Here is a 16,328-nt window from a genome sequence, read left to right on the forward strand (position 1 = left end):
GTATTGTAGGGGGAAACCAGGTGAAAATCAGAAAGCTGTTTTTTTTAATCGTCGTTATGTATGCCATGGCGCTCCTTGCCGGCTGCGCTGGCGGAAACGAAGCGAAAACGGGTTCGGCCAAAAGCGGCAACGAGTTAGTGTATGCAACCGCCAAAGATATTAACGACATGAATCCTCATTTGTACGCAGGCTCTATGCCGGCCCAAGGGATGGTATACGAATCGTTGGTTGAGAATACGAAAGATGGGATAAAACCGTTACTTGCCGAATCGTGGGAAATTTCGGAGGACGGTAAAGTATACACCTTTCATCTGAGAAAAGGTGTGAAATTCCATGACGGGGAGCCGTTTAACGCCGAAGCGGTGAAGAGAAATATCGATGCCGTGCAGCATAATGCCAAAAAGCATTCCTGGATCAAGCTGTCGACAAAGATAGCGAGCTGCAATGTAAAAGACGAATATACGGTTGAATTGGTCTTATCCGAGCCCTATTACCCGACTTTGGTCGAATTGTCGATGACCCGGCCTTATGTATTCATCTCGCCCAAAAATTTTATCGACGGGGAAACCAAAGACGGCGTCAATGGCTACAAAGGAACGGGACCCTATAGGCTCACGGAGCATAAAGTCGACCAGTATGCCGCTTTCGAAGCAAACGAGAATTATTGGGGCGGTCCGCCGAAAGTGAAGAAAATGATTGCCAAAGTTCTTCCGGCGGGGGAGACGACCTTTTTGGCTTTGCAAAAGGGAGAAGTGAATTTTGTATTTACGGATGATCGGGGGGCCGACAGTCTCGATGTAGAAGCCATGAATAAATTAGCCAATTCGGGCGAGTATCAGATTGTAAGAAGCGAAGCGATGAATACGAAAATGATCGTTGCCAATAGCAGCAAGACCGATCATCCGGTCCATGAAACCGCCGTTCGCGAAGCGATCTGGTACTCGGTCGATAGGGAAACCATTAGCAAGCAAATGTTGAATGGCACGGAAACGCCGGCCCATACGTTATTTTCGCCCAACGTCAATTATGCGAACGTCGAATTGAAGAAACGGGGCTATGATGTAGACAAGGCCAAAAAGCTTCTGGAAGAAGCGGGCTGGACCTTGGAGAACGGCAGCGCAGTCCGAACGAAAAACGGAAGCAAATTGGCCATGAAGCTTTATTACGATGTCAATTCCTCCTCCCAAAAATCACAGGCGGAATTTATTCAAAATTCGTTAAAAAAGATCGGGATCCAACTGGAGCTTGTCGGCGAAGAGTCAACGTCCATCGCCAAGAGAAGATCAACCGGCGACTATGATCTGTTATTTAATCAAACCTGGGGACTTGCGTACGATCCGCAAAATACAATCTCCGCGTTCACCTCCGAGTCTTCTTATTTGCATACGACCAAAGGCATGGCGAAAGCGGATGAGCTTTACAAGAAAATCGAAGAAGTGATGGTGTCGACGAACGAGGAAGCAAGAAAATCGTTGTATGCGGATATTTTAACCATGGTTCATAACGAAGCCGTCTTTATTCCAATTACCAATGGAAGTGTCACTGTAGTGGCTCCAAAGCGCTTAAAGGGCATCTCGTTTAAGCAAACGCAATATGAGCTGCCGTTCGAGCAAATGTACTTTGAATAGGTGATCAAAAGGGGATGCTCTCCCGAGTTTGTTGAGAAAGTGGTCAATTGAGGTAATAGAGGTGTACGAGGGGGTGGGGTATCTACTTCCGGTCGCTGTTGTCTGCAGGAAATTCTTAATTGAAAGCCGCTTGGCAGCGGATATTTCCCGCAGACAAAGGCGAACGCTATCGCTCCTCCAGTAGATACCCCACCTCCGTATTTTTCTCTATAATGGTTCAAAACCACTTTCTCAACACTCTGAGGGGAGAGCATCCCCTTTATGAGCAGGCGATGAAGCTGAAGCGATAGTAGGGGAGATTTTCTATGGGAAGTTACATCGTTAAAAGGTTGTTCCTGTCCGTTCCTTTGCTGGTCATCATTTCGTTTATGACGTTTGTTTTGGTAAATTTGTCTCCCTTGGACCCGGCCGAAGTGGTGCTCCAAGCGCAAGGCGTTCCCGCGATAACGGATGAGTTAATTGCGCAGACGAAAGAAAAGCTGGGGCTGGACAGACCCTTCCTGATCCGCTATCTCGATTGGATCATGGCATGCTTGCGGCTGGATTTCGGGAACTCCTACGTCACGGGAAAACCGGTATGGTCGTTGCTGGGTCCGGCTTTTGCGAATACATTAAAGCTGACGTTCGTTTCCGTTGTTGTCATTATTGCGCTTTCCATTGCGCTGGGCGTGATCTGCGCGATGAAAGAAGGAAAAATGACGGATAAGTCGGTCAGAGGCGTCTCCTTTTTCCTCACAGCGATGCCGTCCTATTGGCTTGCGGCGGTGCTGATTTGGTATTTTTCCGTGAAGCTGGATTGGCTGCCCACCAGCGGGATGGATTCGTACAAAAGCTATGTTTTACCGGTGATTGTGATCGCCGTCGGTTATGCAGGCATTTATTTTAGAATCGTCAGAAGCTCGATGCTAAGTCAATTAAATGAAGACTATGTCCTGTACGGCAGAGCATGCGGTTTGCCGGAGAAGAAAATGACGATGCATATTTTAAGAAATTCGTTGCAGGTCGCCATTTCCGTCTTTTGTATGGCGATCCCCATTATATTGGGAAGTACGGTAGTGGTAGAAAATGTTTTTGCCTGGCCGGGGCTGGGAAGTCTGAGCGTTAAATCGATTCTTAGCCGGGATTTTCCGATGATCCAGGCGTATGTTCTTGTGTTGGCGGCGGCCTTTGTCTTGTTTAACACCATTTCGGATATTATGAATGCGGCGATGAACCCCAGATTAAGAAAGGATCTCTAAATGAAACTGTTAAAAAGTTTACTTAAAGATAAGCTGGCCGCGTTATCTTTATTCATCATGGTTGTGACCGTTGTTGTGGGGATAGGGGCCCCTTTCTTTGCGCCGCATGACCCGGAGGAGGTCAACATGGACCTTCGGTATGCAGCTTCATCGTGGGAATACCTGCTAGGCAACGATCACTTGGGGAGATGCATTTTATCCAGATTAATTTATGGAATTCGCCCCAGCGTGTTATGGGTGTTCGTAGCGTTAGCCATATCTATTGGGATTGGGGCTGTTCCGGGCTTTATAGCGGGCTACTTCCGGGGAAAAGCGGATGCCGTTTTGATGAGAGTCTGCGATATGATGCTTTCTTTTCCGGGATACGTGATGACCTTGGCAGTTGTCGGTATTTTAGGCGTAGGACTTGAAAATATATTGATTGCCTTTGTTTTGATGAAATGGGCGTGGTTTGCCCGGGTCATCCGAACGTCCGTTATGCAGTATGCCGAAGCGGAATATGTCAAGTTCGCCAAAGCATCGGGTGTCCGCGATATTCAAATTATTTATAAGCACCTTATTCCCGTTACATTCGCCGATATCGTCGTCATTGCAAGCAGCTCTTTTGGTTCGATGATTTTGCAGGTATCGGGATTTTCGTTCCTCGGGTTAGGCATTCAAGCTCCTGCTGCCGAGTGGGGCATGATGTTAAACGAGGCAAGGGAGGTCATGTTTTCCAGACCGGAGCTCATGCTAGCCCCGGGGTTAGCCATCATTGTTGTCGTATCGGCAATTAATTTTTTGTCCGATGCGCTCCGGGCTGCTGTGGATCCTAAATTAAGAACCTCCCATCGTAAGCTTCAAGAAAAGGCCGCAGCCGTTAACGCGGCGCTTCAAGGAAAAGAGGTGGCTTAACCGGTTTATGAATCTATTGGAAATCGCAAATTTGAAATTATGGGATAGCGCCACCGGGAAAGTGATCGTTTCCAATCAATCCTTTCAGCTAAAGCAAGGAAGCTGTCTGGCCATCGTGGGAGAAAGCGGAAGCGGAAAGTCCGTCACTTGCAGAGCGATCATGAGATTGAATAAACCTTGGATTCGCCAATCCGGGGACATTGTGTTCAAAGGTGAAAACTTAACCCTGCTTCCCGAAAAAGAAATGAGGAAGAAGCGGGGAAAACAGCTGTGTATGATTGTGCAGAACGGCATGACCGCATTTGATCCCTCGTGTGTCATCGGCGTTCATCTGAGAGAGACGCTTGCCGAACATTTCGGCTGGGGCAGGAATGAAATCGAAGCCAAAATGAAACATGCGATGGAAAGCGTGATGCTGAAAAACCCGATTGAGGTGATGAATAAGTATCCGCACCAGCTATCGGGCGGAATGCTGCAGCGGGTGATGATTGCGCTGGCCCTCGTATTAGAGCCGGACGTGATCATCGCGGACGAACCGACCACGGCGCTGGATACGATCTCACAATTTGAGGTCGTGGAACAATTGATTCGATTGCGGGAGCGAATGGGGTGCTCGATGATCTTTGTTTCTCACGATTTAGGGGTCGTCCACAAAATGGCCGACGATGTTCTGGTCATGAAGGATGGGGAAATTGTGGAAAGAGGGGCTGCCCGAACCATTTTCTCGGAAGCGCAGCATGAATATACCCGATATTTGGTATCCGCCAAGCGGGGGCTGAGCCAGCATTTTAAGAGAATCATGGGGAGGAGTTAACATTGCTGCGCATTGAGGGCGTGGAGAAATCCTATAGAAAAGGCGGTTTGTTTTCCCGAGAAAGGCAAACCGTGTTAAAGAATGTCAGTTTTGAATGCAAGCCGGGGGAATGTCTTGGAATTATCGGAGAAAGCGGAAGCGGAAAATCAACCTTGGGACGTTTGATCCTGGGGATTGAAAAGCCTGACCGCGGCGCCGTTCTGTTTGAAGGAAAGAGCGTGCAGGATCGAAGGGTGCGCGTAGGGAAGATCAGCGCTGTCTTTCAAGATTATACTTCCTCCATTAATCCGTTTTTTACGGTGGAAGAAGCCATTATGGAGCCTTTAACCCTGCAAGGAAAGGTTCAAACCGGTGATCCAAGCAAGGTTGACCGTCTGCTGCATCAAGTCGGCTTGAGTCCGTCCTATCGGACAAAATATCCTCATGAGCTATCCGGAGGAGAGGCTCAGAGGGTGTGCATTGCAAGAGCTATCGCCGCTGAACCGAAATGTATTTTATTCGATGAAGCCATCAGCTCTCTGGACGGGTCGGTACAAATCCAAGTGCTTGAGTTATTAAAGGAATTCAGAAAAATTTACAATATGAGCTACCTCTTTATCACTCACGACATTCAGGCCGCCGCCTATATTTGCGACAGAGTCGTCATTTTTAGAAACGGTCAAATCGAAGAGACGGCCCATATCGAACAATTAAAAGACGTTCGGTCGGAATATGCCCAAAAATTATTGCAGATGATCATCGCTTAGCTGATATTAGGAGGAAAGAACATTGTGAGCGGAGCTTTATCTTGGCCTTTTTTGCGTTTATATGTGTTAACCCTGCTTTATTTTAGCGCCAATTCCATCCTGAATGTGATTATCCCGTTGCGGGGGGAATCGCTCGGAGCCAGCAATACAACGGTCGGTTTAATTATGGGAGCGTATTTGTTTACGACCATGTTCTTTCGGCCGTGGGCGGGCCATATGATTCAGAAGCACGGGCCGATCCGCGTGCTGCGCATTATTCTGATGATCAACGGCTTTGCCTTAATCCTGTATACGATCAGCGGGTTAGGCGGCTTTTTGGTTGCCCGTATTTTACAGGGCGTGTCGACCGCTTTTTTTTCGATGGCGCTGCAGATCGGCATTATTGATGCGCTGCCGGAGAAGGATCGCTCCCAAGGGATTTCGTTATACTCTTTATTCTCTTATATCCCGGGCATGATTGGCCCTCTGCTGGCGTTAGGCATTTGGCAAGCAGGGAATATGAATTATTTTACCGCAGCGATGGTAGCCATTGCTCTCATTACAGGGGCGTTTGGCTACAGCGCCAAAATGGAAAAAGAAGAGGCTTCGTCTGTTCCAACCGCTACGGCGCAGGGAGCAAGTATGTTTAAGTCGTTTGCCCAGTTGGTGAAAAACCCGCATTTATTTAAATGCAGCGTCCTGATGCTGGCCGCTTCCATTGTATTTGGGGCGGTTACCGCCTTTATTCCGTTGTACGCTGCGCAATTAAAAAGCGGCAATGCCGGAATTTATCTCATGCTTCAGGCGGGCACCGTGGTGTTGGCGCGTTTTGCTTTGAGAAAAAAAATTCCTTCGGACGGCAAATGGCATTCGTCCTTTATCATGGGGACGATGCTTCTGCTGGCGGCAGCGGCGGAATGTGTAAGCTTTGCGGTGACAGGGGGCGCTGTCTTTTTCTATACGGGCGCCGTTTTAATGGGAACGGCTCAGGCACTCCTCTATCCGACACTAACAACATACTTGACCTTTGTTCTGCCGCAGGCGAATCGCAATGTGTTCATTGGTCTATTTATTGCCACGGCTGATTTAGGCGTTTCGCTGGGAGGCGTCGTGATGGGACCGGTCGCGGATATTTCCTCCTATTCCTTGATGTATACGCTTTGCGCGATCTTGGGCGCGTCGATGATCGTATTTGCCTATGATCGGGGAAAACGGTTGTCTGGTCCGAATGAAGAAGCGAGCTTGCCGAAGTGACGGATTTCCCCAAAACTACGCGGCGGTGCGATGCGTCATTTTGCGGAAAACCGAGTAAAATAACGAATATAGCCGAATCCGACAGCGATAGCGAGGTCGGATGTTTTTTTTGCCCGGCTGCCGCAGCAAGAAAAAAATTTTGCCAAAGGTATTGAAAGCGCTTTAATAATGAGTTAAGATAAATACAAACGTTACCGGAAACGTTACCGGAAACGTTTGCAAAAAAAGATGACGGAGGTACATAGTGGCTAATATCAAAGATATTGCCAAACATTTGGGCGTTTCGGTTTCCACGGTGTCCAGGGCGATGAACAATCACCCCGATGTTCGCGAGGAAACGAAGCAGCAGGTGATGGAAGCCATTCGACTATATAATTACCGTCCCAATGCGCTGGCCAAAGGATTAATTCAGAAGAAAACATTTACAATCGGTTTGCTCGTTCCGGATATCTCCGATCCGTTTCCTTCAAGCTTGTCCAATGCCGTTGAAGAAACGCTGTTTGAGCACGGCTATCAGGTTGTATTCGGAAACGGAAACCGGAATTCGGATAAAGAAAAGCAGTTTTTATTAAATGCAGTCGAACGGCAATTCGATGGGTTGATCCTGACGCCGGATTATATGGATGAGGAGTTTAGCGAGCTGCTGTCCAATCTGGAAATCCCGATTGTATTTTTAAGAAGGAGGCCCCCGGCAGGCTTGTCTTTTCCTTTTGTCGACGTGGACCATTATCAAGCGGCGAAGACAGCGATGCAATACTTGCTGGAGCTGGGCCACCGGCAAATTGGATTTATCGGGATGCCCCAAACTTCCTTTATTGGGAACGAGAGACTAAGGGGCTACACGGATGTGATGCGTATGCACGGAATCGATCCGGGTCCCGGGCACATGATCTTGGGAGGGCGCACCATTGACAACGGGCGCGAGGCGATGGGCCGGCTGCTTGATCACAATCCGGATTTGACCGCCGTGTTTGCGGCGAACGATCTGCTCGGGATCGGCGCGCTGGAATGGCTGGCGATGCATCAGATTGCGGTTCCCGACAAGCTGTCCGTGATGGGCTTTGACAATCTGGAATACGCCGGTCTGTATTGGATCCAATTGACGACTATGGAACAGCCTCGCAGAGAGATGGGCGTAAGGGCTGCGCAGATGCTGCTCCAAATGATTGCGAACAAGGAGCAAACGCCCGAATCCGACTTGATGGAAGCAAAGCTCGTTATTCGAAAAACCTGTAAAGCGAGGCTAACACATTGAACAAATTGCTGATCGTGACGGATATGGACGGTACTCTGCTTGATCGGTGGCAAAACATAAGCAAAGAAAACGAAATGGCGATCAAACAATTTAAGGCGAGGGGAGGTTTATTTACATTGGCGACCGGGCGGATGGAAGCCGCCGTCCTTCCCTATGCCCGGCAATTGGAAATTGACGTGCCAATCATTTTATATAACGGTGCCAAAATTTATTCGCCGGTTACGGGAGAGGTCCTTCGGGAGAAGAGGCTTCTCGTTCCTAAAGAACTTTGGAAGCGCTTTATCGAGGGGGCTTGCGATCAAACGGCCATTTTGGTTTACCGTGACGGCGATGTGTATACCCCGGCGCGCAATGAAATATTGCGGCTTCATGAGCGTAAAGACGGCGTTCGCTGCAAGGAAATGCGGGAGGAATGGATCGACGAGCCGATCACGAAGATCTTGTTCATTGCGCCCCTTGCCAAGCTGGAGCAGCTTGAGACGATGATCAGAGCGAGCGGAGTCCGCTGTGAAACCGTCTATTCGGAAGCGAATTACTTGGAGCTGTTGCCGGAAGGCGCGACCAAGGGGGATGCACTTCGGGAGCTGGTGGATATGCTGGGGGTGGAAGGCTTATACACGATCGCGGTGGGTGACAATTTGAACGATCTCACGATGCTGAAGCAGGCCGACTGCGGCATTGCCGTAGAGAACGCCTGCCTGCCGCTCAAGGGAGTGGCGGACAGATTGACGGTGCATCACGAAGATCACGCCCTACGGGCAGTCATTAACGAGTGGATTCCGATGGAAAAGGAAGCATGAATTTATATGAAATAGACAAGGGAGATGATGTTTCGTATGAGAAAAAGTTTACATGCGATTGGTGCAAGCGTTCTGTTACTTTCCACAATCGGAATGACAGCCTGCAGTCCGGCAGACAATAAGGCCGGCGCCGACGGGAAGAAGACGGAAGCACCGGCAGCCGTTAAGTCGTCGAAGCAGCTGACCATGTATACCGCCTATCCCGAAGATGAGGTTATCCATTATGCGAATGAATTTGAGGAAGTAAGCGGGATCAAGGTCAAATTCGTTCGTTTGTCTGCCGGCGAGACGCTTGCCCGCTTGCAGGCGGAAAAGAACAATCCGCAGGCCAGCGTGTGGTACGGCGGCCCGTCGGATACGTTCGTTGCGGCGGCAAAGGAAGGGCTGCTGGAAGCTTACACGCCGAAGGACATCGATAAGCTGCCGAAGGAATATTTGGACAAGGACGGCTTATGGACACCGCTGTATGTCGGCCCGCTCGGTTTTGCCGTCAATACGGATTGGCTCAAGAAAAACAATATCCAGACTCCCGAGACGTGGGAGGACTTGCTGAAGCCGGAATTCAAAAAGAACATCTCCATATCCCATCCCGGCTCTTCGGGTACTGCCTATACCGTACTCGCTTCGCTGGTTCAGATGATGGGCGAGGAGAAAGCATTTGATTACATGAAAAAGCTGGACGCCAACGTGCTGCAGTATACCAAATCGGGCGCGGCGCCGGCGAAGCAGGTAGGATTGGGCGAAGCGGCCGTGGGCATTTCGTTTTCACATGACATTTTAAAGCCGAAGATGGAGGGATATCCGGTCGCCCTTGTGTTTCCGAAGGATGGCACCGGCTATGAAGTCGGAGCTGCCGCTCTGATTAAGAACGCGCCGGCTGCCGAATTGGACAATGCGAAAAAGTTCATCGATTGGGCGATCAGCAAGGAAGCGCAAAATTTGTACGACAAATATAAGTCCTACCGGCTCCCGGTGAATACGGAGGCGAATGTATCCGCGGGGCTGACGAAAATAAGCGATTTGAAGGTTGGCAAATACGACGCCGTTTGGGCCGGTCAGAAAAGGAAGGAGCTTGTAGCCAAATTTAATGACAAAATCAAGGGCAACGATGCCGCAAAATAGCGCTAAGTCACGCAAAGCGTCCCGACCAGAAAGGAGTGTATTCATTGGCCAGCTATGAAACAGCCGCTAATCTGAACCGCATATCGCCGGCTTCCAAATTGTCCTTAAGGATCAAGCAGATGCGGAAGGAGCCTTGGCTGCTCGCTCTCATCGTTCTTATTTTTGTATCGCTCTTTCTGTTTGCCGTATATCCCATTTACCAAGTATTCAAGATCACGCTTGCCGGAGATGAAGGGCTTGATTTGGCTGCCGTGGCGGCAACGTTCAGCAGCAGTTCTTTCCTCAAAGCGTTCTGGAACAGCATGCAGCTTGGTGTGATTGCGGCGTTAACGAGCAGCGTCATCGGTTTTGTATTCGCTTACGCGAATACCCGGACCAGCATGAAGGGCAAAGCTTTTTTCCATCTGATCGCGATGCTTCCCATCATCTCCCCGCCTTTTGTCATTGCATTATCGGTGATTCTGTTATTCGGACGCAACGGCGTCGTGACCTATGGCTTATTCGGATGGCAGGGGACGAACGTGTACGGTTTGACCAGTTTAATTGTGATTCAGACGCTCTCCTTTTTTCCGATTGCCTATTTGAATTTGAAGGGGGTGCTGGAGTCCATTGACACGGCCGTGGAGAATGCGGCCTTGAATTTGGGGGCTTCCCGCTGGAAGGTGTTTCGAACCGTTACGCTCCCTTTGGCCATCCCGGGCGTGTTCAGTTCGCTGCTGCTCGTATTCATCAAGTCGATCGAGGATTTTGGCAACCCGATGGTCATTGCCGGGGACTATTCCACCCTGGCTGTGGAAGCGTACATGCAAATTACCGGCATGTACGATCTGCGCGGTGGCGCGATGATGGCGATCGCTATATTGTTCCCGTCGATGACGACGTATTTTATTCAAAAATATTGGATTAGCAAAAAGTCTTACGTCACCGTCACCGGCAAGCCCTCCCATACGGAGATGCCAATTCGCGAGCGCTATATTGTATGGCCGTTATTCGCATTCTGCGGGTTGATCACCGGCGCGATTCTCGTTTTTTACGGGACCGTCTTCTGGGGCGCCTTCGTCAAAATCTGGGGCGTGAATAACACGCTCACGCTGGACAATTTCAAGTATGTGTTCTCGCGCGGATTTGATTCGATTACGAATTCTTTGCTGCTTTCCGTCATTTCAACGCCGATTACCGCCATGCTGGGCATGGTAATCGCCTTCCTGATCATCCGCAAAAAGTTTATCGGGAAAAAGTGGATGGAAATCAGCTCCATGCTGACCTTTGCCGTTCCCGGCACCGTTGTGGGGATTGGATATATTCTTGCTTTCAACGAAAAGCCGCTGCTGCTCACCGGCACGGCTGCGATCATTATCATCTGCCTGACATTCCGCAACATGCCGGTCGGCATCGAAGGGGGCACGAACAGTCTGCGTCAGGTGGACCCGGCGATTGAAGAAGCGTCGGCCGTACTCGGCGCAAACAGCTACACGACGTTTCGGAAAATATCGCTTCCGCTTATGCGTCCAGCCTTGTTTTCCGCCCTCGTCTACTCTTTTGTGAAGTCGATGACTTCGATCAGCGCCATCATTTTCCTTGTCTCCGTGAACTGGAATTTGATGACGGTCACCGTTCTTTCTCAGGTCGAGGGAAGCCGTTTGGGGGTAGCGGCGGCCTATTGCGTCATCCTTATTGTCATTGTTATGGCGGCATTGGGCTTTTTGCAGCTCATGGTCAATCAACTTGGAGCGAAGAAGAGGAGGGCTTCTTAAGATGAGTATCGCCTTGCAAACCGTTCAATCCTCAAAAGTGTCGTTTTCAGGTATCGTTAAGCAGTTTCCCGGCCAACCGGGGGAAGAGCCGGTATATGCAGTCAATCGGGTATCGCTCGACATCGAGCCGGGCGAGCTGGTGACACTGTTGGGCCCGTCGGGCTGCGGCAAGACGACGACGCTGCGGATGCTGGCCGGCTTCGAAACGCCCACGTCCGGCGCGATATCCATCAACGGGCAAAACATTACCCATTTGCCGCCCAATAAGCGGGACGTCGGCATGGTGTTTCAAAGTTATGCGCTGTTTCCTCATATGACGGTGTATGACAATGTGGCCTACGGACTCAGCATTAAGCAAATCCCTAAGGCTGAAATGAAGCAGCGTGTGGACAGCGTGCTTTCGCTGATGCACCTGGACCAAATGAAAGACCGGCTGCCGTCGCTGCTCTCCGGGGGACAGCAGCAGCGGGTGGCTTTGGCGCGGGCCGTTGTGACCGAGCCGAAGGTTCTGCTGTTCGATGAGCCCTTATCCAACCTGGATGCCAAGCTCCGGGAGTATATGCGCGACGAGCTTCGGAAAATTCAACAGCGGCTCGGTATAACGAGTCTGTACGTTACGCATGATCAGTCGGAGGCGATGGCGATCTCGGACAAGGTCGTCATCATGAACAAAGGAGAAATCCAACAAATCGGTTCTCCCCGGGACATCTACATGAAGCCGGTCAACAAATTCGTAGCCAACTTCATGGGCAAGGCGAATTTTCTCGAAGCGGTCGTCGAACAAACGGATAGCCGCATGATCGGACTTCAGGTACTGGGCCAGCGTCTGACCGTGCCGAAAGATCCGCAGCTTGAGGTGAACGCGCACGATCGGGTGGATTGCGTGATCCGGCCGGAATTATGGAAGATTGATCCTCAGGGAATATTTGAAGGAACAGTGGAAAGGGCGATTTATCTTGGACCCTATGTCGAATACGAGATCGCGCTTGGCGGACAGACCGTATTCGTCATAGATTATGACCGGCACCGGTACGACCCGAAAAAAGAAGGCGACGCGATCCGGTTGGGACTGTCCGGCGATTCGGTTACGCTGCTTCCTGCCGGTAGTGCATAAAAAGCACCGCACATGACAACTACTTACCGAAGATTGCTGGAGAAAGTGGGGATCCATATGAATCATCTGGACTTCGCGAAGCGGATTGCCCTGGATGCGGGAGCCTTGATTAAATCGAAATTGGATGCGCCCTATGTGACCAACGAGAAGAGCTCGAGCTTTGATTTGGTTACGGAAGTGGACCGGGCAGCCGAACAACTCATCCGGCAGAGGATTACGGAACAATATCCCGGGCATGCCTTTTTGGGGGAAGAGGAATCGTTTGAAGAGGCCGGGGGGATCGGCGGCGAGTTGGATAAAGTATATCGGGTGCCTTTTCTATGGATTGTCGACCCGATCGACGGCACAAGCAATTTTGTTCATCAGATTCCCGGCTTCACCGTATCGATCGCGCTGGCCTGTCGGGGCGAGCTTGTGCTTGGCGTCATTTATGATCCGTCATCGGGGGATCTGTATTGGGCGGAAAAAGGCACAGGGGCGTATGTCAACGGTTCCCCAATAACGGTCTCGGACGCGAACCGGCTGGAGCAGCTCATGATCGGCACCGGCTTTCCGACGGATGAAGGCGCCCGTGCCGCCGTGGTAGAGTGTCTCGGCAAGCTGAGCCCCAAATGCAGATCGATCCGGTCTATGGGATCGGCAGCCTTGCAGCTTGCTTATGTCGCATCCGGAAAGCTCGGCGCCTACTGGGAATACGGGCTTAGCGTATGGGATACGGCGGCAGGGATTGTGCTAATCCAGGAAGCGGGAGGAACCGTTACCGATGCGGCCGGCCAGCCTTTCCGGTTGTTTATGAAAAATATCGTGGCCAGCAACGGCCGGGTGCAGGAGCAGATGCTGGACCATATGAAGCTCGTTGAAGCTTAAGCATATCCGAAGGGAAAGGAAAATAAAGAAGCTTCCCGTACCTCTAAGGCGGGATGGGAAGCTTCAGCCTCACATCAACATCATGGAATGAATCAACGGAACTCCGCTGTCCGGGTCCGGATGAATCTTGGCGCGTACGCCGAATACAGCGCCTATAGAACCTTCATTCATAACTTCATTTGGCGCGCCGTACGCAAAAATGCTCCCTTTGTTCATCATGATGATTTGATCTGAATAAGACGAGGCGTGGTTTAAGTCATGCAAAACCATGACGATCGTAAGGCCGTATGTACGGTTCAGTAGTTTAACCAATTCCATGATTTCAAGCTGATGGCAAATATCGAGATAGGTTGTCGGTTCGTCAAGCAGGAGGATACCCGGTTGTTGAGCAAGGGCCATGGCGATCCACGCCCGCTGCCGTTCCCCTCCCGACAGCGTTGAAACGGTTCTTTCCTCGAGATGCTTTATCCCCGTTAAGCTTAAGGCCCGCTCCACAATCTGCAGGTCATCCTCATTCATCCTCTTCATGAGGTTTTTGTGGGGAAAGCGTCCGAAGGACACGAGATGCTTGACGCTTATATCCCCGAGCTGTTCATGACTCTGCATTAAGAAAGCCAGTTGTCGTGCAAATGGCTTTGCCTGCCACTGTTTGACATCTTTGCCGTCTAAATAAACGGTTCCTTCGTATCTCGGCATTTGACGTGCTAACGCCTTAAGCAAAGTACTCTTCCCGCAGCCGTTTGGTCCGATAATACTGGTCACTTGGCTCTGTTTCAATTCAAGATCAAGAGATTTAATGATCGTTGAGTCTCCATATCGGATCGCGAGATTTTCAGCCTTCAGCATTCCTAAGCACCTCTCCTTCTCAGCAGCCATAAGAACATGGGGGCACCGAGGACCCCCATCAAGATTCCGGATGGAAGCTCTACAGGAGCGAACATGATGCGGGACAACGTATCCGTAATGGTCAAAACCGTCACTCCAAGCAAGGCGGAGGCTGGAAGCAAGAACCGATAGTCGCTTCCAATTAACAGTCGTGCCGCATGGGGAACGATAAGCCCGACAAATCCCAGCATTCCCACGACACTGACGGAGCTGGCAGCAAGCAACGTGGCAACAGCGAGCAGATAAAGGCGCATTCCTTCGACACGGAGCCCCAATGACCTCGCTTCGGCATCGCCTAATAGCAAGACGTTCATTCTTTGGACCCCTATGAGTGCAAGCGTTCCACCTAGCAACGTGTAAGGGATCAGCAGAGATACATGGGGCCAACTCCGGGTCGCCAGCCCCCCGACCATGAACAGAAGCGCTCCATTCACCCGATCGCTGTAAAACGTGAGCAAAGCGGAGATTCCGGAGTTTAAGAAGGCCGACACCGCTACCCCCGCCAAAACAACCCGCACGGGGCTAATCCCTCCCTGCCAGGCCAAGAGGTAAATCACCAACGCTGCGCCGATTCCGCCAAGGAAAGCGGCGGGCGTCAACAAATAGGCGTAAGAAGGAAATAAGATCAGCACCGCTATGCCGACAAGTCCCGCCCCGGAAGAAACACCGATGATGTGCGGGTCTGCCATCGGATTTCTCATCACGCCTTGCAATATGGCACCGGAGAGAGACAAGTTGATTCCGATCAATGCGGCGACCAGTGTTCTGGGAAAGCGAATATTCCAGATCACATCCCGGTGAGACGCCGCAGGATCTTGGAGCGCATCCCAGATGTCTGCCAAGCTTACATTTACAGCGCCGGCCGACAAGCTGAAGGCTGTGCCGCCGATGGCACTCAAGGCAAACAGAGCAATGATCGTGAGTTTCCAGGAGCTGGTTGTTATCATTCTTTTGCAGGGAACGTATCCGGGTAGACGAGCTTGGCCATCGTCTCCAAAGATTGATCGATATGCAATCCCGGATTCGTTACAAACAGAGGTGAGGGCAGGAAAAACATCTTCTTTTCTTTTACTGCCCGAAGCGAGCTCCACGCCGGGCTATTTTCCAAATCCGATTTGAGCTTCTGATTGCCGAACTCCTGCGTGCCATGAACAAGAAGAAAAATATAGTCCGGATCCAGAGCGACCAGCTTCTCCAAGCTATACGGGGCCGAACTTGGCATATTCCCCGAAGGCAAGCCGTCGGCGACGTTCTTCATCTTCAGCATAGTCGCCATATCGATGGCTATGGAGGAAGATTTCTGCACGAAGACTCCCATAGGCATGATTGTAATCACAGCGTAGTTGGGACCGTGGCCCGTGAGTTTCGCAACGATATTCTGCAACTTCTTATCCGTCTCTTGAAGAGCCGCGAGAGACTGGGCTTCGTTTCCGGTCATGTTGCCGACCCACTTGGCTGCGGTTTGAATATCGCTGTAACTCTCGATTTTGATTAGCGCCAGCGGAATATGGGCGGATGCCATGGATGATTTGAGATTCGTATGGAACATGGGGTGCCCGATGACCAAATCCGGCTTCAAGCTCATGATTTGTTCCAGGCTCACGTTATTGATGTCGCCGACTTCCTTCGCATCTTTTGCGGCTTCGGGAACCACAATCCCAGGTGCGGTTGCGCGCCCCACGGCTCGACCTCCCAGTTGGTAAAACAATTCAAGCACTTCCGTATTGAGAACCACGATTCGCTCCGGTTTCTTAGGCAGCGCGACTTGCTCTCCTGTGCTGTCCTGGAAACTGTAAAAGTTGGCTTGTGCGGCAGAGGCTGGGTCTTTAGCGGTTGCGGCAGCCTGCCCCATATTTGCAGCCGGTTCCGGTGTCTTGCTGCAGGAAGCAAGACAAGCTGCGAAGATAGCAGCCAAGAACAACCATGCGATTTTATTCATTGAAACGAGTCCTCCAACAAATTTAATTGTCCTTCGGCT

Annotated in this window: 15 protein-coding genes; 12 read left to right on the top strand and 3 right to left on the bottom strand. The window is 50.7% G+C overall.

Annotated elements, in window-relative coordinates:
- Positions 1–20: 20 nt before the first annotated feature.
- From cntA to PEH01S_RS18145, 12 genes are all read left to right on the top strand, one after another.
- Positions 21–1,628: a staphylopine-dependent metal ABC transporter substrate-binding lipoprotein gene (gene cntA, locus PEH01S_RS18090; RefSeq protein ID WP_407669444.1), complete on the top strand. Its 1,608-nt coding sequence runs from the start codon at positions 21–23 to the stop codon at positions 1,626–1,628.
- Between the two features lie 305 nt (positions 1,629–1,933).
- The gene (gene opp1B, locus PEH01S_RS18095) at positions 1,934–2,866 is read left to right on the top strand and encodes a nickel/cobalt ABC transporter permease (protein WP_127487201.1); all 933 of its coding nucleotides are present in this window, start codon (positions 1,934–1,936) and stop codon (positions 2,864–2,866) included.
- Entirely contained in the window at positions 2,867–3,760 is an 894-nt protein-coding gene (gene cntC, locus PEH01S_RS18100) for a staphylopine uptake ABC transporter permease subunit CntC (protein WP_127487203.1), read from the top strand. It begins immediately after the preceding gene.
- Between the two features lie 7 nt (positions 3,761–3,767).
- On the top strand, positions 3,768–4,574 hold the full coding sequence (gene cntD / locus PEH01S_RS18105; RefSeq protein ID WP_127487205.1) for a staphylopine uptake ABC transporter ATP-binding protein CntD: 807 nt from the start codon (positions 3,768–3,770) through the stop codon (positions 4,572–4,574).
- A 2-nt stretch (positions 4,575–4,576) separates the two neighbouring features.
- The gene (locus PEH01S_RS18110; RefSeq protein WP_127487207.1) at positions 4,577–5,320 is read left to right on the top strand and encodes an ABC transporter ATP-binding protein; all 744 of its coding nucleotides are present in this window, start codon (positions 4,577–4,579) and stop codon (positions 5,318–5,320) included.
- Positions 5,321–5,344: 24 nt separating this feature from the next.
- Positions 5,345–6,553 carry a staphylopine family metallophore export MFS transporter CntE gene (gene cntE / locus PEH01S_RS18115; protein ID WP_127487209.1) on the top strand — a complete coding sequence of 403 codons (1,209 nt, stop codon included), beginning with the start codon at positions 5,345–5,347 and terminating at the stop codon, positions 6,551–6,553.
- A 244-nt stretch (positions 6,554–6,797) separates the two neighbouring features.
- Positions 6,798–7,808 carry a LacI family DNA-binding transcriptional regulator gene (locus tag PEH01S_RS18120; protein WP_025848442.1) on the top strand — a complete coding sequence of 337 codons (1,011 nt, stop codon included), beginning with the start codon at positions 6,798–6,800 and terminating at the stop codon, positions 7,806–7,808.
- On the top strand, positions 7,805–8,608 hold the full coding sequence (locus PEH01S_RS18125) for a Cof-type HAD-IIB family hydrolase (RefSeq protein ID WP_127487211.1): 804 nt from the start codon (positions 7,805–7,807) through the stop codon (positions 8,606–8,608). The genes PEH01S_RS18120 and PEH01S_RS18125 overlap by 4 nt, the downstream gene beginning before the upstream one ends.
- A gap of 36 nt (positions 8,609–8,644) precedes the next feature.
- Positions 8,645–9,730: an ABC transporter substrate-binding protein gene (locus PEH01S_RS18130; RefSeq protein WP_164827920.1), complete on the top strand. Its 1,086-nt coding sequence runs from the start codon at positions 8,645–8,647 to the stop codon at positions 9,728–9,730.
- Positions 9,731–9,774: 44 nt separating this feature from the next.
- On the top strand, positions 9,775–11,484 hold the full coding sequence (locus PEH01S_RS18135; protein ID WP_218032710.1) for an ABC transporter permease: 1,710 nt from the start codon (positions 9,775–9,777) through the stop codon (positions 11,482–11,484).
- A gap of 1 nt (position 11,485) precedes the next feature.
- A complete protein-coding gene (locus PEH01S_RS18140; protein WP_127487215.1) occupies positions 11,486–12,598 on the top strand; it encodes an ABC transporter ATP-binding protein in 1,113 nt (370 codons plus the stop codon).
- 57 nt (positions 12,599–12,655) lie between these two features.
- The gene (locus PEH01S_RS18145; RefSeq protein WP_025848432.1) at positions 12,656–13,465 is read left to right on the top strand and encodes an inositol monophosphatase family protein; all 810 of its coding nucleotides are present in this window, start codon (positions 12,656–12,658) and stop codon (positions 13,463–13,465) included.
- Between the two features lie 69 nt (positions 13,466–13,534).
- Here PEH01S_RS18145 and PEH01S_RS18150 read toward each other — a convergent pair whose 3' ends face one another.
- Genes PEH01S_RS18150 through PEH01S_RS18160 form a run of 3 tightly spaced genes read right to left on the bottom strand, consistent with a single transcriptional unit; the run spans position 13,535 to position 16,289 of the window.
- The gene (locus PEH01S_RS18150) at positions 13,535–14,311 is read right to left on the bottom strand and encodes an ABC transporter ATP-binding protein (protein ID WP_127487218.1); all 777 of its coding nucleotides are present in this window, start codon (positions 14,309–14,311) and stop codon (positions 13,535–13,537) included.
- Between the two features lie 2 nt (positions 14,312–14,313).
- Positions 14,314–15,297 (bottom strand): FecCD family ABC transporter permease, encoded by a 984-nt coding sequence (locus PEH01S_RS18155; RefSeq protein ID WP_025848426.1) that lies wholly within the window; start codon positions 15,295–15,297, stop codon positions 14,314–14,316.
- A complete protein-coding gene (locus PEH01S_RS18160; RefSeq protein WP_025848424.1) occupies positions 15,294–16,289 on the bottom strand; it encodes an ABC transporter substrate-binding protein in 996 nt (331 codons plus the stop codon). The genes PEH01S_RS18155 and PEH01S_RS18160 overlap by 4 nt, the downstream gene beginning before the upstream one ends.
- Between the last annotated feature and the right edge of the window lie 39 nt (positions 16,290–16,328).

Source organism: Paenibacillus ehimensis NBRC 15659 (assembly GCF_004000785.1).
In the GTDB taxonomy this organism is placed as follows: Bacteria; Bacillota; Bacilli; order Paenibacillales; family NBRC-103111; genus Paenibacillus_G; species Paenibacillus_G ehimensis.